Origin of the sequence: Ruminococcus flavefaciens ATCC 19208 (assembly GCF_000518765.1) — a bacterium.
In the GTDB taxonomy this organism is placed as follows: Bacteria; Bacillota; Clostridia; order Oscillospirales; family Ruminococcaceae; genus Ruminococcus; species Ruminococcus flavefaciens.
Map to the genome: position 1 here is coordinate 23,455 of NZ_JAEF01000024.1, position 24,743 is coordinate 48,197.

The 24,743-nt window shown below is 42.7% G+C and carries 19 protein-coding genes and 1 tRNA gene; 11 read left to right on the forward strand and 9 right to left on the reverse strand.

The genetic code is table 11. The features are described from left to right. Nucleotides 1-8 precede the first annotated feature (8 nt). Genes L870_RS0106410 through L870_RS0106420 form a run of 3 tightly spaced genes read left to right on the forward strand, consistent with a single transcriptional unit; the run spans nt 9 to nt 4,596 of the window. Nucleotides 9-3,599, forward strand: a complete 3,591-nt coding sequence (locus L870_RS0106410) for a helicase HerA domain-containing protein (RefSeq protein ID WP_028517446.1) — start codon at nt 9-11, stop codon at nt 3,597-3,599. After that, on the forward strand, nt 3,596-4,231 hold the full coding sequence (locus tag L870_RS0106415) for an HNH endonuclease signature motif containing protein (protein WP_028517447.1): 636 nt from the start codon (nt 3,596-3,598) through the stop codon (nt 4,229-4,231). The genes L870_RS0106410 and L870_RS0106415 overlap by 4 nt, the downstream gene beginning before the upstream one ends. 2 nt (nt 4,232-4,233) lie before the next feature. Then, nucleotides 4,234-4,596 carry a hypothetical protein gene (locus L870_RS0106420; RefSeq protein ID WP_028517448.1) on the forward strand — a complete coding sequence of 121 codons (363 nt, stop codon included), beginning with the start codon at nt 4,234-4,236 and terminating at the stop codon, nt 4,594-4,596. A gap of 659 nt (nt 4,597-5,255) precedes the next feature. Here L870_RS0106420 and L870_RS0106425 read toward each other — a convergent pair. Together L870_RS0106425 and L870_RS0106430 are read right to left on the reverse strand one after the other, a co-directional pair. Then, nucleotides 5,256-5,331 (reverse strand) — tRNA-Gln (locus tag L870_RS0106425). 201 nt (nt 5,332-5,532) lie between these two features. Beyond that, the gene (locus L870_RS0106430; protein WP_028517449.1) at nt 5,533-7,167 is read right to left on the reverse strand and encodes a vWA domain-containing protein; all 1,635 of its coding nucleotides are present in this window, start codon (nt 7,165-7,167) and stop codon (nt 5,533-5,535) included. Nucleotides 7,168-7,569: 402 nt separating this feature from the next. Between L870_RS0106430 and L870_RS0106435 the strand changes: the two genes are divergently transcribed. The 8 genes from L870_RS0106435 to L870_RS0106470 all read left to right on the forward strand — a co-directional run bounded on the left by L870_RS0106435 (nt 7,570) and on the right by L870_RS0106470 (nt 15,751). After that, nucleotides 7,570-9,927, forward strand: coding sequence for an ATP-dependent helicase (locus L870_RS0106435; RefSeq protein WP_028517450.1), 2,358 nt, complete (start codon nt 7,570-7,572; stop codon nt 9,925-9,927). A 37-nt stretch (nt 9,928-9,964) separates the two neighbouring features. Continuing rightward, nucleotides 9,965-11,392 carry a pyruvate kinase gene (pyk, locus tag L870_RS0106440; RefSeq protein ID WP_028517451.1) on the forward strand — a complete coding sequence of 476 codons (1,428 nt, stop codon included), beginning with the start codon at nt 9,965-9,967 and terminating at the stop codon, nt 11,390-11,392. A 2-nt stretch (nt 11,393-11,394) separates the two neighbouring features. Continuing rightward, a complete protein-coding gene (locus L870_RS0106445) occupies nt 11,395-12,393 on the forward strand; it encodes a hypothetical protein (protein WP_028517452.1) in 999 nt (332 codons plus the stop codon). Further along, on the forward strand, nt 12,377-12,874 hold the full coding sequence (locus tag L870_RS0106450) for a GNAT family N-acetyltransferase (protein ID WP_028517453.1): 498 nt from the start codon (nt 12,377-12,379) through the stop codon (nt 12,872-12,874). Before L870_RS0106445 ends, L870_RS0106450 begins: the two co-directional genes overlap by 17 nt. 51 nt (nt 12,875-12,925) lie before the next feature. After that, complete coding sequence (locus L870_RS0106455) at nt 12,926-13,228, forward strand: Dabb family protein (protein ID WP_028517454.1); 303 nt, start codon at nt 12,926-12,928, stop codon at nt 13,226-13,228. Between the two features lie 62 nt (nt 13,229-13,290). Further along, nucleotides 13,291-14,034: an SDR family NAD(P)-dependent oxidoreductase gene (locus L870_RS0106460; protein ID WP_028517455.1), complete on the forward strand. Its 744-nt coding sequence runs from the start codon at nt 13,291-13,293 to the stop codon at nt 14,032-14,034. 56 nt (nt 14,035-14,090) lie between these two features. After that, nucleotides 14,091-15,344: a bifunctional folylpolyglutamate synthase/dihydrofolate synthase gene (locus L870_RS0106465; RefSeq protein WP_028517456.1), complete on the forward strand. Its 1,254-nt coding sequence runs from the start codon at nt 14,091-14,093 to the stop codon at nt 15,342-15,344. 5 nt (nt 15,345-15,349) lie between these two features. After that, entirely contained in the window at nt 15,350-15,751 is a 402-nt protein-coding gene (locus L870_RS0106470; RefSeq protein ID WP_162148434.1) for a DUF3795 domain-containing protein, read from the forward strand. A 33-nt stretch (nt 15,752-15,784) separates the two neighbouring features. On the opposite strand, the gene L870_RS0106475 is transcribed toward L870_RS0106470, so the two are convergent. The 7 genes from L870_RS0106475 to abc-f form a co-directional block, all read right to left on the reverse strand. After that, complete coding sequence (locus L870_RS0106475) at nt 15,785-17,476, reverse strand: ABC transporter substrate-binding protein (RefSeq protein WP_242836495.1); 1,692 nt, start codon at nt 17,474-17,476, stop codon at nt 15,785-15,787. A 33-nt stretch (nt 17,477-17,509) separates the two neighbouring features. Next, nucleotides 17,510-18,565 carry a M15 family metallopeptidase gene (locus tag L870_RS0106480; RefSeq protein WP_028517459.1) on the reverse strand — a complete coding sequence of 352 codons (1,056 nt, stop codon included), beginning with the start codon at nt 18,563-18,565 and terminating at the stop codon, nt 17,510-17,512. Between the two features lie 277 nt (nt 18,566-18,842). Beyond that, entirely contained in the window at nt 18,843-19,634 is a 792-nt protein-coding gene (locus tag L870_RS0106485; RefSeq protein WP_028517460.1) for a helix-turn-helix domain-containing protein, read from the reverse strand. Between the two features lie 131 nt (nt 19,635-19,765). After that, the gene (scfB, locus tag L870_RS0106490) at nt 19,766-21,133 is read right to left on the reverse strand and encodes a thioether cross-link-forming SCIFF peptide maturase (RefSeq protein ID WP_028517461.1); all 1,368 of its coding nucleotides are present in this window, start codon (nt 21,131-21,133) and stop codon (nt 19,766-19,768) included. A 69-nt stretch (nt 21,134-21,202) separates the two neighbouring features. After that, on the reverse strand, nt 21,203-21,340 hold the full coding sequence (gene scfA, locus L870_RS18955; protein WP_019679123.1) for a six-cysteine ranthipeptide SCIFF: 138 nt from the start codon (nt 21,338-21,340) through the stop codon (nt 21,203-21,205). Between the two features lie 110 nt (nt 21,341-21,450). Continuing rightward, nucleotides 21,451-22,398: a dockerin type I domain-containing protein gene (locus tag L870_RS18450; RefSeq protein WP_028517462.1), complete on the reverse strand. Its 948-nt coding sequence runs from the start codon at nt 22,396-22,398 to the stop codon at nt 21,451-21,453. A 12-nt stretch (nt 22,399-22,410) separates the two neighbouring features. Continuing rightward, nucleotides 22,411-24,336: a ribosomal protection-like ABC-F family protein gene (gene abc-f, locus L870_RS0106505; RefSeq protein WP_028517463.1), complete on the reverse strand. Its 1,926-nt coding sequence runs from the start codon at nt 24,334-24,336 to the stop codon at nt 22,411-22,413. Nucleotides 24,337-24,743: the final 407 nt, after the last annotated feature.

Consider the following 24,743-nt stretch of genomic DNA (forward strand, 5'->3'; position numbering starts at 1 on the left):
GTGTTTAAATGGGATTAATGAAGATAATTTCAGGAGCCACATCAAAGGTTAATGATAAAATTTCCAAAGCAGCAGCTCTAAGCCCTAAACAACTAAGTGATATAGCTGATAAAAGAGAAAATTACCTTCTCGAAATGCCTAAACCTAATGATGTGATTGCTCAGGCTACAACGGAAAAATTAATTGCTGCTAATAGTATTGAAGTATTTAATGCTTATCTGCCGCAAATATCAAAAATATATTCTCCAATTGAAAAGGATTTTTTCGATAGTGAGTATAATATACGATATTTTAATATTACAAAATGGGTTACTGACAAAAAGGAAAATAGCCTTGAAAAACTTGTAAATGTATATGCTGTTTTATCTGATGAAACATGTAATATTGCCCTTGTTTTTCATAGAAAATGTCAAGAAACACAAGTGTATCTAGCTGTAACCAATACTAAAAACGCTAACAATAATAATGATGCTGATACGTACAAAAAGCGCCTTCAGGAAGCTATAAAAGGGAATTTTCCTGGTACTGAATTTGGTATTGACTCTGGAAGCGGTATTCCGCCTTTTCTAAATAATGATATTCCTTATTCTGTTGCATCAGCCTCAAATATTCCAACGGAAAAATCAGAAAAATTTATTAGTCAAACTATTGAAAAACTATTGGACGGTATTGTCCCTAGTAAAAATAAGGAAGAATATACCTTGATTTTACTAGCTTCACCAATAAATGATGTCGAAGATAGAAAACTTCGACTTGCAGAGATATACACTGGTTTAAAGCCATATGAATCATGGCAAACAAATTTTACTTTTACTGAACTACACACAGAAGGTTCAACAGCTACGGTTGGTGTGAATGTTGGTGCAAGTGCTGGTATTCAGAATGGGCAGACATCATCTGCTACGAATTCTGACGCTGTTGCTAATAGTGAAAGTGATACAGAGACAGACACAACGAATGATGGAACTTCAGATACAAATAGTGAAATGAACTCTGATATGACTTCAGACACTGACACGACGGCAAATTCACATACTGATAATAAATCATCTTCAAATACAGATACAAATACTATATCAAACACTGATAATACATATGAGGCTACAAGTGATAATAAAAATGTTAATGCTTCTTTGATTCTCGTTGGCGGCGGAAGTAGTTGGGGAACAACATCTGGCTCTGGTAAAGCAAGTACAACTGCTAAAGGAACAGCCAAAACACTAATGGAAGGCTCGGCTGATACTGTAACTAATACAGCGGCTAAAACCGTTGCCAAGACTCTTGCTAATACTGTTTCTAAAACGACTTCAAGTCAAGTTGGGCATGCTGTTGCCAAAACACTTGGAAAAACAGTTACTAATACCCTATCAAAAACAGCTGGAGTATTTAGCAGCACTAGCTTAGGTGTGAATTTTGGAATGAATTTTGCTCGTTCATCAAATGTAAGTGCATCAGTTGGAAAAAACGAAGGTATTGTACAGTCGTTTGAAAACTACAATATAAAGCATGCTTTAGAATTGCTTGAAGATCAAATGAAACGCTTAGAACAAAGTACCGCTCTTGGTATGTGGGATTTTGCAGCATATGTTCTTTCTGAAGATAGAAATGTTGCAAATAATGTTGCTCATACTTATTTGTCATTAACTCAAGGTGAATCGTCATATATGTCAAGTTCAGCTGTCAATCTTTGGAGAGGTGACATAGAAAGTACTGACATTTATGCAAAAACGATATGCAGTTACTTAAGAGAATTACGACATCCAATATTTGCTTTAAATCCTGACATAGTTAATTCAAAAGAAGGAAAAGACTTTCAAGTTTATCCAACAGTTGTAACAGCAACAACAAGTCTTTCCGGTAAGGAACTTGCATATTCATTGAATTTTCCGCAAAAATCCATTTCTGGACTGCCTGTTATTCAATGTGCAGATTTTGGAAGAAGTGTATCTTCTTTTGAGATTTCTCCTGCTGAAGAGGAAAAATATTATTTGGGAAACATTTTTCATATGCTTCATGAGGAGAAGCTTCATGTAGAATTGTCACCAAACGCTATGACATCCCATACGTTTATTACCGGAAGTACCGGTTCCGGTAAATCAAATACTGTTTATCAATTACTAAGTGAAGCGATAAATGATGGGAAACATTTTCTTGTAATTGAACCTGCAAAAGGCGAGTATAAAAACGTATTCGGCAATGAAGAAAATGTAAGCGTATTTGGAACGAATCCATATTTGATGCCTTTGTTAAAGATCAATCCGTTTAGTTTTCCGAAAAAAATACATATTTTAGAACACCTTGATGGATTGATTGAAATATTTAATGTATGTTGGCCAATGTATGCTGCAATGCCGGCAGTATTAAAAAACGCCATTGAAAGCGCATATGAAGATTGCGGTTGGGATTTAAAAACTTCTAAAAATGCTTTTTCAGATGACTTGTATCCCAATTTCGATGATGTTGTTCGCAATATAAAAAAGATAATTGATTCAAGTGAATATGACACCGAAAACAAAGGTGCTTATAAAGGCTCGCTTATTACAAGGCTTAAATCATTAACAAATGGTATTAATGGAATGATTTTTACAAATGATGAAATATCAAGTGAAGCTTTATTTGAAAACAATGTTATATGCGATTTGAGCAGGGTGCGTTCCAACGAAACCAAATCATTAATAATGGGACTTCTAATTTTGAAACTTCAAGAATATCGCTTAGAAAGTTCTAAAATGAATGCTGATTTACAACATATAACTGTAATTGAGGAAGCTCACAACCTTTTGAAGCGTACTTCAACAGAGCAGCCTGTTGAAGGAGGTAATCTGCTTGGCAAAAGTGTCGAAATGCTTTCGAACTCAATAGCCGAAATGCGAACATACGGTGAAGGATTTATTATTGTGGATCAATCACCTGGATTGTTGGATATGTCTGTAATTCGTAATACAAATATCAAGATTATAATGCGCCTTCCAGATGAAAATGACCGTATTCTTGTAGGAAAAGCTGCAAATCTCAATGATGATCAAATTATTGAAATCGCCAGATTTCCAAGAGGTGTTGCTGCTGTATACCAAAACGAATGGGTTCAGCCAGTATTATGTAAAGTTAAACATGTTGAATATGAGGAGACTCCTTATAACTATACACCATGTAAGTCAGAAATAACAGAACTAAACTTTAATGATAAAATACAAATAGCTAAACTATTATGTAATGGTATTCGGATTGATAAAGAACAATTTATAAGGGAAATAAAACCAAAGTTAACCAATGCCAATCTTTCCTCATATATTCAAGTTCTTATTCAAAAAACTCTAAATAATCCTCCTAATCAAGCTAATATGGAACAAATCGGAGAGATTGTACGAAGTTTATTCCCTGATCTTTACTCCGAAACCAAGAAGATTTGTTCGGATACTTCTGACAAGAAAGCATGGACAAATCATATTGAAACATTGCTTTTACAGAAATATAATCAAGATATTGATGATATTACTAGACGGTATATTATTCATGGCTTAGTTCTTGCATATGTATACTTGCATCTCAATGATGTAAATACATTAAAAGATTGGACGGAAATGGGGGGGTTAAAATGATTGAAGCATTGGCAAAGGCAGCTGAAACAGCTGCAAAAGCAGAAAAAATTGCAGAAGTCAAAAATATTGGTTCAAAAGCATTTGATCCACGAAAACCGATTGATATCATTAATAAAGAATTCAAGATAAACGATAAGCCTAATTTTGATCCTCAAAAGCCATTAGATATCAAAACAGATAAGTCTTTGGTTCAAAATGAAGTTCGAGGTAATAAAGAAGTAAGTGAATTGATAAAAGACTATTTAAATGATTTAAAAAGCAAATCTGAATGTCCTGACACGCTTAATGAAACACCTTTTAAGGAATCTGATTTAAGAAAAATTAGTCCCGAAGAAAACGTTTCAGCTCGTAAAGATTTTGATAACAAAAAAGCAGATCTAAGAAAACAATGGGAAGAGAAAACTGGAAAGGAGTGGCCTGTTTACAAAGAAGATGTTTATTCAGATTCAAGGGCTTTAATAAGGCAAGCCGGAACCCCATATGATGCACATCATATTCAACCACTAGAGCTTGGCGGAAAGAATGAAGTTGATAACATTACTCCAATTCATGCCAAAGATCATTATGATAAGCAAGGAGTGCATGCGCCAAACAGCCCATATAGCAACTTGGTGAAGAAAATAGGAGGATAAAAATGACTATTAAAGAATACTTAGGCAAAATAAAAGAGCTTAAAATTGATGAGATAAAAGTTAATCATATTGAAAAACAATATTCAGAAGGAATACCCAAAAATGTAAAGCGGTTAATATCTAATTGTGACAAGACTATCTTTTTTGATAACGATAACATTCTTAGACTTCTTTCCTTTTCTGAAATAATGAACGCCGAAAAAGATTTACACGTTGATTTTAAGTCGAGAAATATGATTCCTCTTTTTGATTGTGGTGATAACGACTTTATAGTTTACAATTATAAAGATGCTAATTGGGCAAAATTCAATATAATTGATGAAGTCATTTTCAAAACTGAAAACAATTTAGAAGAAGTGTTTTGAAAACAATATCCCTCTATTTCATAAGAAATAGAGGGATAAATTTTTTATATAAACCTATTGACATCCCCATTGTGATGTGATATAATAAATTCTGTAATATAAAAAAGCACCTCGCAAGGAGCATCAGAGCTGGTAACTCTGACACTCCTGATAATCAGACAGATGCAGCAACATCTGAATGACTTAGCAAGATGGCTATTTTGCGTGTATTATTATATCACGTTGAATATAGTATTGTCAAGCCTTTCAGTGTATGTTTTGCGGCATCAGACTGAAAGGTTTGTTTTTATATATTACCGTGAACAATGGTAACTTGACAATTAAATATATAGATTTGAAGCGAAGGTAAGCATATAGTAAATAGCGGTTTAATATGCTTTTCACACTTTACATTAATGAGCCATGACGTGAGCCTGTTTAGTAGAACTAAATCAACTCTTGGGTTTGTCAAGACAAGGCAGTATTCTGTATTGCCGTTGTTACAAGTAACAACGTAAAAAGTATCACGAGCCATATAAAGTGTAGAAAGCGAATAGGTGGACAGTACCATACCAGCTCGGTGACACCTATTCGAGAACAAACAACAGCTGTCAAATCAAACTATAGTTCAGTAAGTAAAAAACGGTTCACTGAACAGTGAACCGTTCTCACTGATATATTGGTTGGGGTGGAAGGATTTGAACCCTCGAAATAACGGAGTCAGAGTCCGCTGCCTTACCACTTGGCGACACCCCAGTGTATGTACTGATTTATTCAGCTTTATTATTATATCACCTATGTAAGTGTTTGTCAATAGGGAATTATATATTTTTATGTTTTAACTTTAGTTCGTCACAAAGCAGCAGCTCCCGGGCTAAAATGACCGAACCCGGGAGCTGTGCTCCGCATATAAATACATTCTTCTTTCTTTTGGACTACTCTATATAAACTCCTATTTCAGCGATATAATCTTTCAGCGAGCATTGCAAGCTCCGAAAGCTCTACCGTTTTCTCATTTTCCTCCAACTCTCCAACTGTGTCGATCACATGATCATAACTCGAATTGCCCTTATACTCGGAATCTTTAAGAAGCATTGCAAATTCTGCTGCCGCTGAAGCGAGTTTTATAGACGCTGATGGTTCTTTGTTATATTTCTCCATTCCGAAAAGCTGACTTTCGTATACGTCCTTATCGTTGTCTACAGGCTTATATGTTACGGAAAGCTTGCAAAGCTCGCTTCTTCCATTATCTTCAACGGGCTGTGTTTCGTGCTCGGAAGCGAATTCGAGCTGTACTCCGCGGTAAGTCTCCCCTGTTTCAGCAAGCTCTACTTCGTAAAGTGCAGTTACACTATGACCTGCTCCGACCTCACCTGCGTCCTTAGTATTGTCGTAGAAGTCCTCTGCATTCATAAGTCTGTTATCGTAACCGATAAGTCTATAGCTCTTTATCCTTGAAGGATTGAACTCTACCTGTATCTTTACGTCCTTAGCTATTGTATATATAGTGCCTGCCATTTCCTGAACGAGAACTCTGTACGCCTCGTCTACAGAGTCTATATAGCTGTAGTTGCCGTTTCCGTTATCAGCAACTGCTTCAAGTCTGTCGTCCTTATAGTTGCCTGTGCCGAAGCCTAAAACCGAAAGATATATACCCTTATCGCGCTTTGTTTTTATGAGCTTCACAAGCTCGTCCTCAGAGCTTGCGCCTATGTTCAGATCACCGTCTGTAGCAAGGATAACTCTGTTGTTTCCACCCTCGATGAAGTATTTCTCAGCAAGCTCGTAAGCCTTGTTTATTCCGCCCTCACCGTTAGTTCCGCCCGATGCGGTGATATCATAAAGTGCCTCAAGGATAGCGTCTTTGTCCTTTCCGCTTGCGCCTTTCAAGCGTGTAGAGGCATCACCTGCATATGTAACAATAGAGATGCGGTCATTCTCACCAAGTTTTTCAGCCAGCATTGAAAACGCGCTCTGTACCAGCGGGAGCTTGTTATAATCAGACATTGAGCCTGATGAGTCGATAAGGAATACCAGATTTGAAGGCGGAGTCTCCTTCTGTTCAAGACGCTTGCCCTGTATGCCTATCATCATAAGCTTGTTTGCCGGATTCCACGGGCAGTCTGCGATCTCAACATAATCACCGAAAACTCTTCCCGCTTCTGGATCGGGATACTCATAGTCGAAGTAATTGATGAATTCCTCTGCGCGTACGGCGTCCTCGGGAACTATATTTCCGTTCTCAAGCATTCTTCTTACATTTGAATATGAAGCAGTATCCACATCTACCGAGAAAGTTGAGAGGGGCTCGGCTTTAGGATCCTTGAAGCCTGCTTCGATAAAGCCCTTATAATCCTCATTGGGCGAAACGCTTTCCGCAGGCTTCCATGTCTCGCAGGCTGCTTCAGCAGGGGCTTCGTCACAATAATCGTCTGTGTCAGGAGTTACTATCACATTATTATTGCTGTGTCCGCTGTTTGGAGCATAGTCTCCCGAAATATCATTCTGACCTTCTGCGCAGCTGCACATTGCTGTCATCATCACTGCACAGGCAGCGGCTAATGCTGTAGTTCTTGATAGCTTGGTACTCATATAATTTCCTCCTTTATTGTCCTTGCGGACAAATTTTATTTCGTATTCTATGCTTTAATTATACCCCTGTATCAACTCATTTACAACAACAGAAAAATGCCATTTTAAAGACGATTTAAAGTATATTCCCTTAATATAAAGTTTCATTTTCTTACAATTTATTGAAAATATTACAGCTTTCTTGCAGAAGTGTATCTCCGCAATACGATGCAAAACGACAAGTCTCGCCTTATACTTCAAGAAAAGCAAAAATCTTTTCCTCGAATGTTGCTTTATAGTAAATAATGTGATATAATGGAATTATCAGTTTTGAGAGCGTGGGGTAAAATAGTACCTCACTTTAATAGTACATCGGGATATACTATTAAAACAGATAAATCAGTGTTTAATGGAGATCATTTTATGGACATTAATTCTTACATTTCAGCAAAACAGAATGCACTGAAAAAGTATTTCAGTCGTATGAACGATATGCAGCAGGAAGCCGTTTTCACAGTAAACGGTCCTGTTCTTGTGCTTGCAGGCGCAGGAAGCGGAAAGACCACTGTTATCGTTAACCGTATTGCTAATATGATAAATTTCGGAAATGCTTATTTCGACACAACACGCGAAGGAAGTGACGGGGATATCACTTTCCTAAAGGACTACGCAGAGGGAAAGACTGACGATTTCGACACTCTCAGGGATATCGTCGCAGTTGATCCTGTGCGTCCGTGGAATATCCTTGCCATAACCTTTACCAATAAAGCAGCAGGCGAGCTCAAAGAAAGACTTTCCGCTATGATGGGTGAAGAGGCTCTCAATATCAATGCTTCCACATTCCACTCTGCCTGTGTAAGGATACTCAGAAGCGAGATTGAAGCTCTCGGATACGGCAGAGACTTCACTATATATGACTCCGACGACAGTCAGAGAATGATAAAAAATGTAATGACAGAGCTTGATGTTTCCGAAAAGCAGCTTGCTCCCAAGGCTGTCCTCAGCGAGATAAGCTTTGCAAAGGACAAGATGTTATCTCCTGCGGATATGCTTGCCGATGCAGGTCAGGACTACCGCAAGAAGATGATAGCCAAGCTCTATACTATATATCAGGAGCGCATGAAAGCAGCAAATGCTCTTGACTTTGACGATATACTTGTACGCACTGTCGAGCTTTTCGAGCAGTTCCCCGAAGTTCTCGAAAAATACAGGAACCGCTATAAATACATAATGGTGGACGAGTATCAGGACACCAACCATGTACAGTTCAGACTTGTATCTCTCCTCTCGGAAGGTCACAAAAACCTCTGCGTCGTAGGTGACGACGACCAGAGCATATATAAGTTCCGCGGTGCCAATATTGAAAATATACTCGGATTTGAGGAGCAGTTCGCAGGTGCTAAGGTAGTACGTCTCGAACAGAATTACCGTTCCACACAGACTATACTTGATGCGGCTAACTCAGTCATAAGCAACAACACAAGCCGTAAGCCCAAGACTCTCTGGACATCAGGTGATAAGGGTGACAAGGTCTACTGGTACAAGGCTGTTGACGAAACAGACGAGGCTAAATTCGTTGCAGATACTATCCTTGAAAGATACAAGGAAACAGGAAAGTATTCCGATAATGCAGTTCTCTACCGCATGAACGCACAGTCAAACTCTATCGAGCGTATGCTTGTAAAATGCGGTATCCCCTACCGTGTTTACGGCGGTATGCGATTCTACGACCGCAAGGAAATAAAGGACGTTACCTCATACCTTGCATTCATCAACAACCATAACGATATGCTTCGTTTCAGACGTATAATAAACGAACCAAAGCGCGGCATCGGTGACTCAACACTTGCTATCATCGAGGATATCAGCCGTGACCTTAAAATATCGCCTTTCGAGGTAATGAAAAACTGTGAGGAGTACGCTCCCCTTTCAAAGAAAACATCAGCACTGAAAAGTGCGTACACTCTTTTCGAGCTGCTTACAGAAAAGTCAGAGGAGCTCCCTCTCGATGAATTTCTCGATTTCCTTCTTGATAAGACAGGCTACCTCGACAGCCTTAAAGCTCTCGAAAATGCAGATGTAAAAATAGAGAACGTACAGGAGCTCCGTACATCTATGGTGCAGTACATGGAACAGGCTGAGGAGCCTACTCTCAGCGGTTTCCTTGAAGAAGTTGCACTCTATACCGAAGCTGACCGCGATGACGGAAGCGACGACAAGGTAACTCTTATGACTGTACATTCCGCAAAGGGACTTGAATACGAAAACGTTTTCGTTGTAGGTCTTGATGATGGTATCTTCCCAAGCGCACGTTCCTTCGACAGTGAGGACGATATGGAAGAGGAAAGACGACTTGCCTACGTTGCCATAACCCGTGCAAAGAAGCGTCTTTACCTTGCAAATGCAAGACAGCGTATGCTTTTCGGTCAGACTCAGCACAATATCACTTCACGCTTTATGAAAGAGATAGGCAGTGAGCTCGTTGAAAAGCACGACAATGCAGCCGCTATGAAGCAGCAGCTTGAGTCAGAGAGCAATGCTGTTACGGAAGTTCGCTCGGCTACTTTACAGCAGCAGCTTGCAAGAAATAAAAAGAGCACAGGCGCTCCCAAGGAAGCTGTTACATATACCGCAGGCGAAAAGGTATCACACAGCATATTCGGCGAAGGCGTTATAGTTTCCGTAAAGCCCATGGCTAACGATTCCATGCTGGAAATAGCTTTCGATAAAGTGGGCACTAAAAAGATAATGGCAAACTATGCAAAGCTTAAAAAGCTCTGATGCTAAACTATATTATAATGATATAAGGTGATTCCATATGAGAAAAACAAAAATTGTATGTACTATTGGTCCTGCAACTGATGATGAAAATATCATGCGTGAGCTTATGCTGGCAGGCATGAACGTTGCACGTTTCAACTTCTCTCACGGAGATTACGAGACACACGAAAAGCGTTTCCACGTTATAGAAAAGCTCCGCAAGGAACTTGACCTGCCTATTGCAACTCTCCTTGACACAAAGGGGCCTGAGATACGTCTTGGCAAATTCGTTGACGACAAGCCTGTAGAGATACACGACGGTGACACCTACACCCTTACTACAGACGATGTTCTCTGTACGGATAAAGTCGGAAGCATAAGCTTCAAGAAGCTGCCACGTGACGTGAGCATGGGTACAAGAATACTCATTAACGATGGTGTTATCGAGCTTCTTGCAGAAAAAGTAACTACCAACGAGATAGTATGCAAAGTAATTCACGGCGGAACACTTTCCAACAACAAGGGAATAAATGTACCCGGTGTAAAGCTCTCAATGCCATACCTCAGCGAAAGAGATATGGACGACCTTGAATTTGGTTCAAAAATGGGCTTTGATTTCATCGCCGCAAGCTTCGTGCGCACAGCCGCAGATATCAATTACCTGAGAAAATTCACACAGAGCCTCGGCTGGTTCGATGTAAGAATAATCGCTAAGATAGAGAATACAGACGGCGTTGAGAATATCGACGAGATACTCGAAGCCGCTGACGGTATCATGGTAGCCCGTGGAGATATGGGCGTTGAGATACCATTCGAGCAGATACCTGCAATACAGAAATCCCTTATCAAGAAGGGCTACAATGCAGGCAAGCAGGTCATCACAGCTACACAGATGCTGGAGTCTATGATAACAAATCCGCGGCCTACCCGTGCTGAGATAACTGACGTTGCAAACGCTCTCTATGACGGCACAAGTGCTATCATGCTCTCGGGCGAGACAGCCGCAGGTGCTTACCCTGTCGAAGCTGTAAAGACTATGGCTCTTATTGCTGAGACTACCGAAAACAATATCAATTACAAAGCTCGCTTCTCGTCACGTCGCGCAGATCAGAACGGTACAGTTGCTGAGGCTATCGCTCACGCTACCGTTACTACTGCTCACGACCTTAATGCAAGAGCTATTATCACTGTATCTCTCGGCGGACAGACTGCAAGACTTATTTCCAAATACCGTCCCAGCTGTCCTATCATAAGCTGTACTATGAGCGAAGTGGTATGCCGTCAGATGAATATGAGCTGGGGCGTTATACCGTTCATTATAGACGAAAAGACCAATACCGACGACCTCTTCGCAGCAGCCGTTGAAGCAGCAGAGTCCCACAGACTTGTTGAGGACGGCGACCTTGTGGCTATCACCGCAGGCGTGCCTCTCGGTGTATCGGGTACTACTAACCTTATGAAAGTTGAGAAAATAGGCGGTAAATAATAATGACTACCCAGAAACAAAACAGAATATTTGAAATAATCTTAGGTGTGATCTTAATTGTACTTTCAATAATATCATTTAAATCATTCATAAGATCATATTTCCCGTATTCAAGACATATTTCATGGGATGATATCAAAGATTTTTTCAGCATGGGAAAATACGCAGTGCTGGCAACGATCAATCTTATTGCCGTACTATTTCAGGCAGTATTTGGTTTAATGCTGATAACGGGAAAATACACTAAATCTTGGCTTCAGATACCGTTAGCCATAACAACTGCGGCACGTATAATCTCTACGTATATCGTATGGCTTATCATCGAACTAATAACAGGTGACATCGAATACAGTGACTTTTCACGATACTTTGCAACAAAGCAATTTATTTGCCTCATCATTGCGCCATTGATCGAAACAATAGGCATTATTGTGGCTTTTATGACTATAAACAAAAAAATAATCTGGAAATCAAGGAAAAGTCTCCTCATATACTCTTTAGCAGGAACAGCTGCAAGTATCATCTTATCAGCCGTAACAAATCTGGCTGCTGTTTCAGCGCTCATTTTCCTGATACCGTGCTTCGTTCAGCCATATGCAAGCAAACGCAGCATCAAAGGCATTATAGGTGAGATAGCAGCTATATTATGTTCACTGTCATATTACATAGTATGCTGGCTTGTCAACAAGATCTATGACTCTGAAAATGAGGCGTTATATAATTTCTTCTTTGGCACTAACCATGCCATCGACCTTCGCCACTTTGATGTTCGCTCCTTCTTAGAGTGGGCTCTAAGATTAACATCTCTCCTCATACCTCTTATCCTGTTTGAGAGACAGGTGGGAGAACTTAAAGAGGAAGAAGCTTCCGAGCATATAAGTGTGATAAAAAAGCTTGACGCTGTATTATTCAAGAATAATGACGAAGAAGCTGACGACGAGTACAGCGAGGAAGACGACGAGTACTCAGACGAGGAAGAAAGCGATGACGATAACGACTGAGCGACTTCTCCTTCGTCCCCTCACACTTGACGATGCGGAAGCTGCCTTTGAATGGACAGGCGATGAAAGAGTTGCAAAGTATATGATATACTCCACTCACGAGAGCATTGAAACTACAAAAGAGTGGCTGCGAACAGTAAAGTCCACGGATACACAGTTCGAGTTTGGCTTTGTGCGCAAAAGCGACGGTAAGCTAATCGGCTCAGGCGGCATAAGGCTGTACGATGACGGCTTCTGGGAATTCGGCTATAACTTCCGCTATGACTGCTGGGGCATGGGCTACGCTACGGAAGCTTCAAAGGCTATGATAGACAATGTACGGAGCAGGTACGGCGATATAAGGCTGAAAGCAGAATGTGCTGCGGAGAATACAGCCTCCGCACACGTAATAGAAAAGTGCGGACTGCACTTTGTGAGCTTCGGCGAATACCAGAGCTATGACGGCTTAAAGACATTCAGATCAAAAAAGTTTGAGTTATAAAGCCAAACTAAGCACTAATAAATAACAACTTACAGGAAAGCAGGTCATTTTATGATAAAGCATATCGTAATGTTCAAATTAAAGGAAGCTGACGGCAGAAGCGAGTACGAAAACGCTCTCGAAGCACAGAAGCGTTTCGACAATGTTATTGCTAATGTCAAGGAATTGAAAAAAGGCGAGGTAGTTATCAACTCCAAGGACGCTCCCGAGAGCAACTACACTATCTCTCTTCTCTGCGATTTTGACAGCATCGATGACCTGAACGCATATCAGGTACATCCTGCTCACCTTGAATTCGGTAAATTCATCGGCAGCGTGAAAACTGACAGAGCCTGCATCGACTACGAATACTGATAACTTTTCTCACGTCCAAAAGACGTGAGAATTGTATATATACACAAACGGAGGTAGAAAACATGGTAAACGTGAAAGGCAGATGGGCACTTATAACAGGTGCCAGCAGAGGTCTCGGCTATCTTGCAGCTATATATATGGCTAAGCTCGGCTGCAACCTCGTACTTCACAGCAGGACAGAAGAGCACTGTAAAAAAGTCCTCGATGAAGTAAAAGCTCTTGGCGTTGACGCTTACATTGTGACAGCAGAGTTATCAGACATGGATCAGGTAGAAGCTATGTGCAGAAAAATAGACGAAAACGGCACAAAGCTGGACATAATTCTCAACAATGCAGGTCTTCAGATCGCATACAGAACCGAATACCTCACCACCCCCGCTTCAGACTATGACATAAGCTTCAAGATCAATACCACTGCACCGATGATGATATGCTACCACTTCCTTCCTCAGATGAAGGAGCGCGGCTTCGGACGTATCGTAAATACTACAAGCGGTATCGACCTTGAACCCGAGCAGGCAGGCTACTCCGCAGCTAAAGCTGCCCTCAACAAGGTAACACGCGACCTCGGCAAGAATTATGAGGGTACAGATGTTACGCTCAGCCTTACAGATCCGGGCTGGTGCAGAACAGACCTGGGCGGTCCTAAAGCACCTAATTCGCCCGAAAGCGCACTCCCAGGCATACTGGTAGGAGCTTTTGTAGACGATAAGAAAAACGGACGTATATTCTCGGCACAGGAGTTCACGGGTATGACTCTTGAGGACGCTGTTGCCAAGGCTGAAAAGCAGGCGGGAGTATACTAAAAAACACAGGGGGCGGCACTGCCGCCCCGTTAACATTACTAATATAAGGAGACACCATGAACATTGAAGAATGCATGAGCTTCATAAATTCCTACACAAAATCAGGCGGCAGGATAACCGATCTTTCCCGTGCAGCCGATCTTATGGAGCGTATAGGAGATCCGCAGAAAAGGCTCAGATTCGTACACATTGCAGGTACTAACGGCAAGGGCTCTACCCTTGAATATATCGCAAATGCCTTGCAGCTTTCGGGCTACAAGACGGGCAAATTCACCTCGCCTTTTATCCTCAGATACAACGACAGGATACGCATAAACGATGACGAGATAGACGAGGAGTCCCTATGCAGCATCGCCGAATTCGTCAAGGAGCGCGTTGGCGATATGGCTTATTCGCAGTTCGAGATAACTATGGCTATAGCTCTGCTCTGGTATGAGCGTGAGAAGTGCGATATCGTTGTTCTCGAAACAGGTATAGGCGGACTCCTTGACTGCACAAACGTTATACCTCCGCCGCTCATCTCCGTTATTACCTCTATTTCTCTCGACCATACCGCGCTTCTCGGTGAAACTGTGGAGGAGATAGCTGTACACAAGGCAGGCATCATCAAAAGCGGCTCTGCTGTTGTGCTGTCCGAGGACAATCCAGACAGTGTACGCGAGATAGTACGTAATACCGCAGAAAAAGTCGGTGCGGAGCTTATCCCCTGCGAGCCCTGTCCTCCCGATGCTGACGGCGGACTATTCTCCCCTTTCATGTACAGAGGTATCAAGCTCACACCTGCAATGGCTGGCATACACCAGAAGTACAACGCGCAAACTGCCATAACTGCCTGCATTTACCTCAGAAGCAAGGGCTTTGAGATAAGTGACAGTGCTATAATCAAATCAGTTGAGACTACACAGGTACGCGCCCGTGTGCAGTACATAGACGGTGAGCCGCCTGTTATCGTTGACGGCGGACACAACCCCGCAGGAGTTGCCATGCTGTCGCTTATGCTCATGTATCTCAGCACACGCGGTAAGAAGATATACACTGTTATGGGCATGGTGGACTCAAAGGACTACATAGAATGTGTAAAGAAGATATCGTCACTTTCGGACAAGCTTTTTGCAGTAGACGGCTTTGCTCCCAATGCAGTACCCTCGGAAACTATCGCAGATATAGCAAGCTTCCGCACGGAAGTAGAGGCAGGTACACTTGAGGAATGTGCAGAAAAGGCAAAGGCTCTTGCCCTTGAAAACAACGGCATCGCTGTTATATGCGGCTCTCTTTACCTTGCAAGTCAGTACCTCAATGAGAACAGGTGATGATAATGAAAAGGATAATAGCTGCCTGCGGAAATGACTGTTCAGTCTGTCCACGGTATAATGCGCCGCCATACAAAAAGACAAAAGCCGAGCTGCATCACACTGCCGAGCTTTGGTACAAAATAGGCTACCGCGACCATGTGGTATCAAATGACGAGATATCCTGCAATGGCTGTAGTCCCGAAAACTGGTGCAGATACCATGTTATCAACTGCTGCAGCGAGAAAAACATCGAGAACTGTTCACAGTGCGCAGAATATCCCTGCGACAATATGAGAGAATGCTTTACGGTAACAAGCTCCTTTGAGCCGAAATGTCGTCAAGTCTGCACATATGATGAATACGCAGTCATGAGCAGAGCGTTCTTTGAAAAAGAGAAAAACCTCAACGAACTACGCAAAAAATGAAAAAAGTCCGTGAATATTCACGGACTTTTTATTTTAACTGTAATTCTTTGCTATTCTGTAATCTATAGAGCCTGTGAACGGGTCATAGATTATATCCTCATTGGTATCTTTTGCTACAAGATATGTGCTCTTATAGAACAGCGGCACAAAACCGAACTTATCAAGTATGCCTTTTTCGGCAGCTGTGTAGCTGTTTACAAGCTCGGTAACAGATGAACTCTTCAGTACGTCATCGGTATTGAAGCCGTCTACTGCTGCGTGTTTAAGGCAATCTGTAGTTCTGAACTTATCAAGCACAGCAAGTCCGCTGTTGAAATCGCCCTTGACAGGATAAAGCGCGATACTGTAATCGCCGCTCTCTATCCTCTCGTTGAATTCCTTTGAGGTAAGGTCCTCGATACCTATATAAATACCGAGGCTGTCCTGCCAGTGCTGAGAAAGCACATGGAGATAACGGGAATCAACTGTGCTCGAATCAACGATTATCTTTACGCTCTCCACAGAGCTCACTTTAAGCTCGCTCTTTGCCTTTGCAAGCGCGTCCGCAGCCGCTTTTGTATCGTAAATATCAAACTGTTTCTCAGATGAAAGCTCACGGTAGCTTCTTCCCACAATGTCAACAGCAGGCGGTATGATTCCGTAAGCAGGCTGTATATCACTGCCTGTCTCGCCTTTAAGAGCTTCTCTGTCTGCGGCAAGTGCAACTGCCCTGCGAAGATTTTCATTTGAGTAGAGCTTATCCGACGGATTGAAAATAAGTCCGAGAGTCATTGCCTTATAGCCTGAGATGTGATACTTTTTCGGATTGTATCCCCCCACCTTGACAGACGAAAAGCACTCAGCCGTATCGTCCTTAAAGCACTGCTTCACAGCAGCCTCGCTTTTTTCAATGGAAAAGCTTACAAAAGTCGGGTATATATCATAGCTTTCGTTTTCATTTACCTCGTTCTTGCGCATATAAAGTATATTTGCATTTCCATAGGGGTCGTAATACCACTGACGCACATAGAACGGTCCGTTAGACATTACCGATCTGTCGTCCAGTCCGTATCGACCTTTCGTGGACAGGAAGAACTCCTCATTGCAGGGATAAGCCGCAGGTGTTGCAAGCAGGCTAAGGAACTCCGCACAAGGATAATCAAGGGATATCTCAAGTGTATAGTCGTCCTTTGCCACGACCTCAAGAGCTTCCATAGAATGAGCATTATCCCTTGCAAGTCTGCTGCCGCTCAGACACATGAATTCGCTTGCGAAGGGTGAATGCATATTCGGGTCAAGTATTCTCCTGAGAGCAAAAACGTAATCGTCTGCCGTAACAGGAAAATACTCATCATCGTCTATTATATCATCATTGTTTTCATCAAAGAACCAGTAATTGTCCTCACGCAGATGAAATGTGTAGACGCAGCCGTCCGCGGAAACACTGTAATCCTTAGCGTTGCAGCAGGATATACTGCCGTTTTCGTCCTTCATAACAAGTCCGCTGTAAAGGTTTTTGATGACCGTAGCGGAGGAAGGGTCTGTAGCGTACTGCGGGTCAAGGCTTTTCGGATTGTACGCAAGAGCGGCGCGGTACATATGACCTGAACCGTCACCCTTTTTATTGCCGCTGCCGCAGCCCGTAACACCTGTAATGCACATGACCGCACAAGCTGCGATGCTGAATATCTTTCTCTTTTCTTTCACATTTATCTCCATTCTTTTTTCAAATGCTCTGACAACCAAAATAGTCCCCCTGAGTCGGGGGACATTTTTGCTTTAATTCATGCTTACAGTTACAATAAATCCGTCAACATTATTTCCCGAAACAGTATATGTCTTGTTTGCGGGTACAGGAACATCTGTATTTCCTGTTGGATTTGCGGGAGCATAGTATATCTGATAAAGCTTATTTCCGACTGTTACCTCAATAGGTTCGTCCTTAGTATGTGCTTTAAGCTCGTTTATATACTCCTCCAGCGAGTAATTGTTCTGCTTCATATATACAGCATGAGGAGCACCTACATATCTGTATGTATAATCTCTTGCGCGCTCACTTGTCGAGCCTTCCTTTCCCTCAGGAAAGCGCACTACAAAGCCGTAATCTGCGGCATTTTCATATATCCAGCTGTAAACGCCTGTAGGCGAATAGTATCCCGATGTTGAATCCTTCGGAACTATAGCCATATCAAAGCTTCTGCCAGTATGATAATCGGAATAGCCGCCCTGGAACTGAGAATTACCGTTGTAATACTTGTCATTCTGTTCCTCAAGTGTACGATAGCCGCCGATAACATAGATATCGGAATTATTCTCAGCCTCATAGAAAGCCTGCATGAGTGCCTGAACCTGTGCAAGTGCTTCCTTGTCAAGCTTTGTTACCATATCGCTTACGTGGAATGCTACGCCGTCTATAGTATCATAAATTGATACAAGCTCGATATCGTCCTCAGGGAATTTATACTCATGGTCTGAATTAACGAGAATGAGATTTCCTCGGTTGATATCAGCTGCGTTATGTACTTCTGTTGTATACAGCGACTCTGACGGCTTCTGTCCGTCGGGAGTGCCTGTTATAAGAGAACTTGTCTCATTACTTGTAATAAGACCGTCAATAATTGAAGACTGCTGTGTATTATCAGTATTTGATGCCTGAGTCGTCGATGCGGAGGTGGGTTTCTTTTCCTTGTCCGAACAGCTCTTACAGCATGATGCAAGCACCACCACAAGAACTACGAGAACAAGGACTACCGCAACGAGTCTGTCATATCTTACCTTATAGCGCTTTGATACTTTATCTCTTTTGCGGTTTCTTCGTTTATCTCCGTTAGTCATAAAACGAAATCGCTCCTTAAAGAATATTCGGTTATAATCAGACAGCCGCTATGCTTTCAGAGGGTTATATGCGTACTGCCTGTCCATTGACCGCATACAAATGCGGTATTCTCCAAAAATTGCTCCCCAATATGATTTTCACGCAAAAATTGCTCATACTCAGTATTATATCACAAATCTTTGTACTTGTAAAGTGTTTTTTTGATTTTTTGCACTAAAAGGCTATATAAATTCCCACATAATTCAAAGCTCGGTATACAAAATAGACAAATAAGCCCTATTCTTCTGAATTTTCCTTCCTTCTTCTGTACTCCGACGGGGTACAGCCCTTATGCATTTTGAACTGCCGCATAAAGTATGATTCACTGTCATAGCCGCAGGTCTCTGCAATAGCCGTAACTGACATGGCTGTATTTTTCAGCAGCTCGGCTGCTCTTACCAGTCTGCTCTCGATGACGTCCTGACGGAAAGTAACTCCGAAAGCCATGAGATAAAGGCGGTGAAAATAGGAACGGCTTATCTGCATCTCATCGCATATATCATCAACAGACCACATATTCATAGGGTCATCATATATAAGTTCACGGTACTTTTTCAGCTCGCTGTACCTCGGTATCTTCTCTTCGGGCGAAGCTTCGGGACAATCGGCTGCATCACTGAGAGCTATGAAGATAAGGCGCATGGAAAGCTCCATAAACTCACTGAAATGCCTGCCTCTGTGCATTGACTGTGACTGCATAGCCCTCAGAGTGCCTGCTACAGAAAAGCCGTCGCTCAGCTCTATGGGAATATCCTGCGGCAGATTCATAGAAGAGATGTACTGCCTGTCAGCAGCAGAGGTTTTGAAGCTCACTATGTCATATCGCATATTCTTTCCCTTTATTGGGCGGAATGTGGACTTATAGCCGCTTGTGAGCAGAGCTGCACAGCTGCCAGATGTGTGAAGAGCCTTTCCCCCGTCCATATACATAACAGGAGTCCTGAAAAAAAGCAGAACAGGGTCTGCTCCCAGTTCACCGCCGAAAGCAGTTTCGCGGCGGCAATTCAGCTGTATACGGTTTATTTTCATGGCTCTCCCCCCCTGTTGTTATTATAATATGATTATAACATATAAGCTACGCAAAAGCAAGAGACACCTGCACAGCAAATACAAAGGGCGGATAAAATCCGCCCCTTCTGAACACTATTCACCACAACTGATCACTCAGCCGTATCAGCCATTTTGACAGCTTTCATCATTATAGCGCACTCAAGACGCTTCTTTTCAAGCTGACATGATATCTTATGAGCAGTTCTGATATCGCCCATATACTGGTAATTATTAGCGTTACAGCCGCCGCTGCAATAGAATTTAGCCCAGCACTCGCGGCAGTCGGGCTTTGAATAAACGTGAGCCTTTGCGAAATCAGCTTTCATTTCCTGATCAAAAGTGCCCTCGTCGATATTGCCCATTTTGTACTCGTCAATACCTACGAACTGATGACAGGGGAAGATATCGCCGTCAGGAGTGATTGCTACATAGTCGTTTCCGCAGCCGCAGCCCCTGAGACGCTTGATAGCGCACGGTCCCTGATCCAGATCCAGCATAAAGTGGAAGAAATTGAACTTCTTGCCGTTCTTCTCATTTTCGAGGAGCTTCAGTGCAAGCTTTTCGTACTCTGCAAATACAGCAGGAAGATCCTTTTCTGTAAGTGCATAGATATCGTCATCGCCCACAACAGGCTCTACGGATATCTGGTCGAAGCCTGCTTCGTTAAGGGCAAAAACGTCGTTGGAAAAGTCGAGGTTCTTGTTTGTGAAAGTACCTCTTACATAATACTCCTTATCGCCTCTGCCTGCAACGAGCTTCTGGTACTTAGGCAGTATCATGTCATAGCAGCCCTGTCCGTTTGGCAGTACGCGGAAATAATCGTTAACTTCCTTACGTCCGTCAATAGAAAGAACAACGTTTGACATCTCACGGTTGATGAAGTCTATCTTCTCATCGTCAAGAAGAAGACCGTTTGTAGTGATAGTAAAGCGGAACTTCTTGTTGTACTCCTTTTCGCGGCTTCTTGCGTATTCAACTACCTGCTTCACAACATTGAAGTTCATGAGCGGCTCACCGCCGAAGAAGTCCAGCTCAAGATTTGGACGGTCGCCCGAATTCTCAAGAAGGAAGTCGATAGCGTGTTTGCCTGTCTCAAATGACATGAGCTTTCTGCCCTTGCCGAAATCGCCTGTGGAAGCAAAACAGTACTTGCATCTTAGCTGGCAGTCATGTGCGATATTAAGGCACATAGCCTTTACGGGAGAAGCTACGGAATACTTAGCGTACTTCTCATAATCGTCCTCTGAGAAGAGTATCTTGTCGTTGTAAAGCTCCACTATCTCGTCATAGCAGTCGCGGATATCCTGCTCGCTGTATGACTTTGAAAGCTTGTCCACAACCTTCTGAGGACATTCTGCTTCAAAAGGCGGCTCAACATTGTCAAGGAGATCATATGTAAGCTCGTCCACAAGATGAACTCCGCCGCTGTTTACATCGAGAACTATATTCAAGCCGTTAAGCTTATACTTATGTATCATTTATTTACCCTCTATTCAAAAAATATGAGGCAGCATTTTCATACTGCCTCGACCGATCATAGCGTTAGCTTATCTCTCGCACTTCTGGTTTGCAACTGTGCATGAGGTCTTGCAAGCAGACTGACATGAAGCCTGACACTTGCCGCAGCCGCCCTTCTGAGCAGACTCTTTGAGATTTGCCTTATTGATAGTCTTAATGTGTTTCATTTTTAAACCTCCATAAGATCATGCGGTTTTAGCCGCAAAATACTTTATAATATTATATCATAAATCAATTGCTATTGCAATAGCTATTTTAATAATTTCATATTTTTTATTTATTCGCCGCCCATAAGGCTGTCGAATACAAAGTTGTAGATATCAGCATAGGTAGCATCGGTATAATGCAGACCATCAGTTGTTCTGAAGCCGTAATACTTCAGATACGCATTACTGTCAAGGAACTGTATCCTGCTGTCAAGACCGTCACGCATAGCGTTATTGAAAGCATCTATCCTGCTGTTGAGGTAAGCGTAATTGCCTTCACATGGATTTACGGACATAAATATAACAGTATTATTATCAAGGAACTCATCGGGCATACTGTTGTAAAGTCTGAGGTAAGCGCCGCTGTCAAGGTCGTTTACGCCGAGATTGATGATGACCGTCTTATCGCGTATCTGGTATATCTGCTGAGCATTGTCCCTGAACAGCTTGATTCCCGCACCGACCTTAGCTATATAGTCGATAGCTATACTTCTTGCCATACCTACTGTACGTGAATCGCCTACCCAGAACCACTCCTCATACTCGCTGTCTATTCTCGGAGGAACATATTCCGCAACAGGAGTCTCCGCAACAGGTGCAGGTGCAGCAGGAGCTTCACCGCCGCCGTTATCGGTCTGCTCGGCAGGCTTTTCCTCTTCATCGGCTTTCTGCTTGAAGCCATTCTTTTCGAGGAAGTCGGTCATTATCGGGTTTTCATCATCACTTACAGAAGCCCATGCATAGTAAGAAAGTATGAGCGAAGCATCAACTGCGTCCACCTGACTGTCGCCGTTCAGATCGGCAGCCGATTCCTGATAGGTAAATAACGGGCTTTCCTTGCCCGAAGAAGTACACGCATATGCAGCAAGTACAGAACAAGCGTCTGCCGAGTCAACCATACCGTCGCCGTTTATATCGCCGATAAGATACAGACCTGCTTCGCCGTGTGCGGTAATACCTACAGATGAAGCAGCAAGCGCAGCCGTAGCGGCTATGCTCATAAGCGTTTTGATCTTCATAATAATACTCCTTTACTGTTCAAGCTCGATCAGAAGCTCGAAATTCTCGTCGATCCTCTGTTTGAGCTCTTCGATCTCGGCACATTTACGGTTCATAAGCTCGTAATCACTGTAGACCTCCTCCTTGCCGATCTCCTCGGTAAGAGCGTCTATCTGTGCCTGTAGGTCGTCGATTTCCTTTTCAAGGCGTCTCATTTCGTTTTTTCTCGCAGCGTCGGCACTTCTCTGCTGCTTGCTGCGATAATTCTTAGCAGACTTTTCCTTGGCTGCTTCCGCAGCTTTCTGCTGTTTTTCAGCTTCAACAGCTTTTCTTTCGGCAGCCTGCTCATCTCTGAGTACATCGAGGTATTTCTCGAAGCCATAGTTATGAAGCCTGTACTGTCCGTCAGTAAGCTCGATAAGCCTGTCAGCGATCTTGCTCAGGAGATATCGGTCATGGCTGACAAATATGACCGTTCCCGTATATTCAGCCAATGCCTCCTCGATAGCCTCTTTTGAGCTGAGGTCAAGGTGGTTGGTAGGCTCGTCAAGTATAAGTACGTTTCCGTGCTCCTGCATCATTATAGCAAAGCAGAGCTTAGCACGTTCGCCGCCGCTGATGACTCCTGTTTCCTTGAAAACATTCTCTCCCACAAGTCTCACCTGTGCAAGGAGACTGCGGACTTCAAGGTCTGAAAGCAAAGGATAGCGGCTGTGGAGTTCTTCCATTACGGTAAGCTCCTTATTAAGGTTGGTACTTTCCTGCTCAAAGTAGGATATCTTTATATTGCTGTTCCAGCGGACAACGCCCTTATGAGGGAGCTGTTCCTGTATGATACGCAGAAGAGTTGATTTGCCGATACCGTTATCTCCTATAATTCCGACTTTTTCGCCTCTTCGGACTTCAAAATCGAGAGTATCGACAAGAGTTTTTCTTCCGCTTCCCTCACCCACCGAAATGTCGATGCCTTTGACCTTTAATACGTCTATAGGCGGCTCGACAGCGTAGGTAAAGCGTATCTTTGCGTGTTTTGTATCATGTACGGGACGCTCTATGCGTTCCATTTTTTCAAGCTGTTTTCTGCGGCTCTGCGCCATTTTCGTAGTAGAAGCACGGACGAGATTTTTTGCAACATATTCCTCCATATGAGCTATCTGCTTCTGCTGCATCTCGTATTCCTTTTCGCGGCGCGCATCATTTTCCTCGCGCTGACGCACAAAGGCTGTATAATTCCCTCTGTATCGTGTAAGAACGCCTCTTTCTATCTCGCATATCGAGGTACAAAGCCTGTCAAGGAAGTATCTGTCATGTGATACTATCAGCACCGCACCCTTGTAAGTACGGAGATAGTCCTCAAGCCACATGATTGTCTTGAAGTCAAGGTGGTTTGTAGGCTCGTCGAGAATAAGCAGATTAGGCTCTTCAAGGAGAAGCCTTGCAATGCAAAGGCGAGTCTTTTCGCCGCCGCTGAAGCCCGAAACGGTACGCTCAAGCTCTTCGCCCGAAAATCCCATACCGTTGAGCACCATGCGTATCTTCACATCGGTGTTATAGCCATCATTGGCTTCTATCCACGATGAAAGCTGCTGATACTCGTCTGCGGCGGAATCATCGCCCATTTCTATTTCCAGCTCTATCTCGCGCAATCTGTCGATAGCACGATGTATTGGTTCAAAAACGCTCCGCATCTCCTCGATAACGGTATTCTCGGTATTGAGACCGCCCATCTGTTCGAGATATCCTACGGTAGTCTTTGCCGCCATAGATACGATGCCGTCCTTTTCGGTAAAGCGGTCAGGCTCAACTGAGCCTGTAAGTATCTTCAGCAGTGTTGACTTTCCGCAGCCGTTGTTTCCCACAAGACCTATCTTGTCGTTTTCGTCGATAGTAAGGGAAACATTGCACAGCACCTGATTGCCGTTATAAAACTTATTTATATTTGTTAGGCTTGCAAGCATATTGATTTTCCTTTGTTTTCTGCCAGTGTGCACAAATGAAATTGAGCATTTTTGTGCAGACTGCAACTAATACCTACATCATAACACATTTATAGGTAAAAAGTCAATGGTCACGGTAAATATAAATAAGCAGCGATTTTTGTGCTATTTTATACATTCTACATCAAAAAACGCCTATTTTCCGCACCTTTTGCCGTTTAAATGAAGAAAGTCTCCGCAAGGAGACTTTCTTCTGAGGGAATATTAGAATTATTGATCAGAGAGGGTACTCTGAAAAATTGTCCTGCACTAAAGCTCCGCGAGCTTAATCTGCGCACACTGTACAAAAGGCTGCCTACTGCCCGATGTCAGACCTGCGCTGATCCCCTGGAAGGCATAATTGCGAAAGATAACCCCTTATCTTCTTT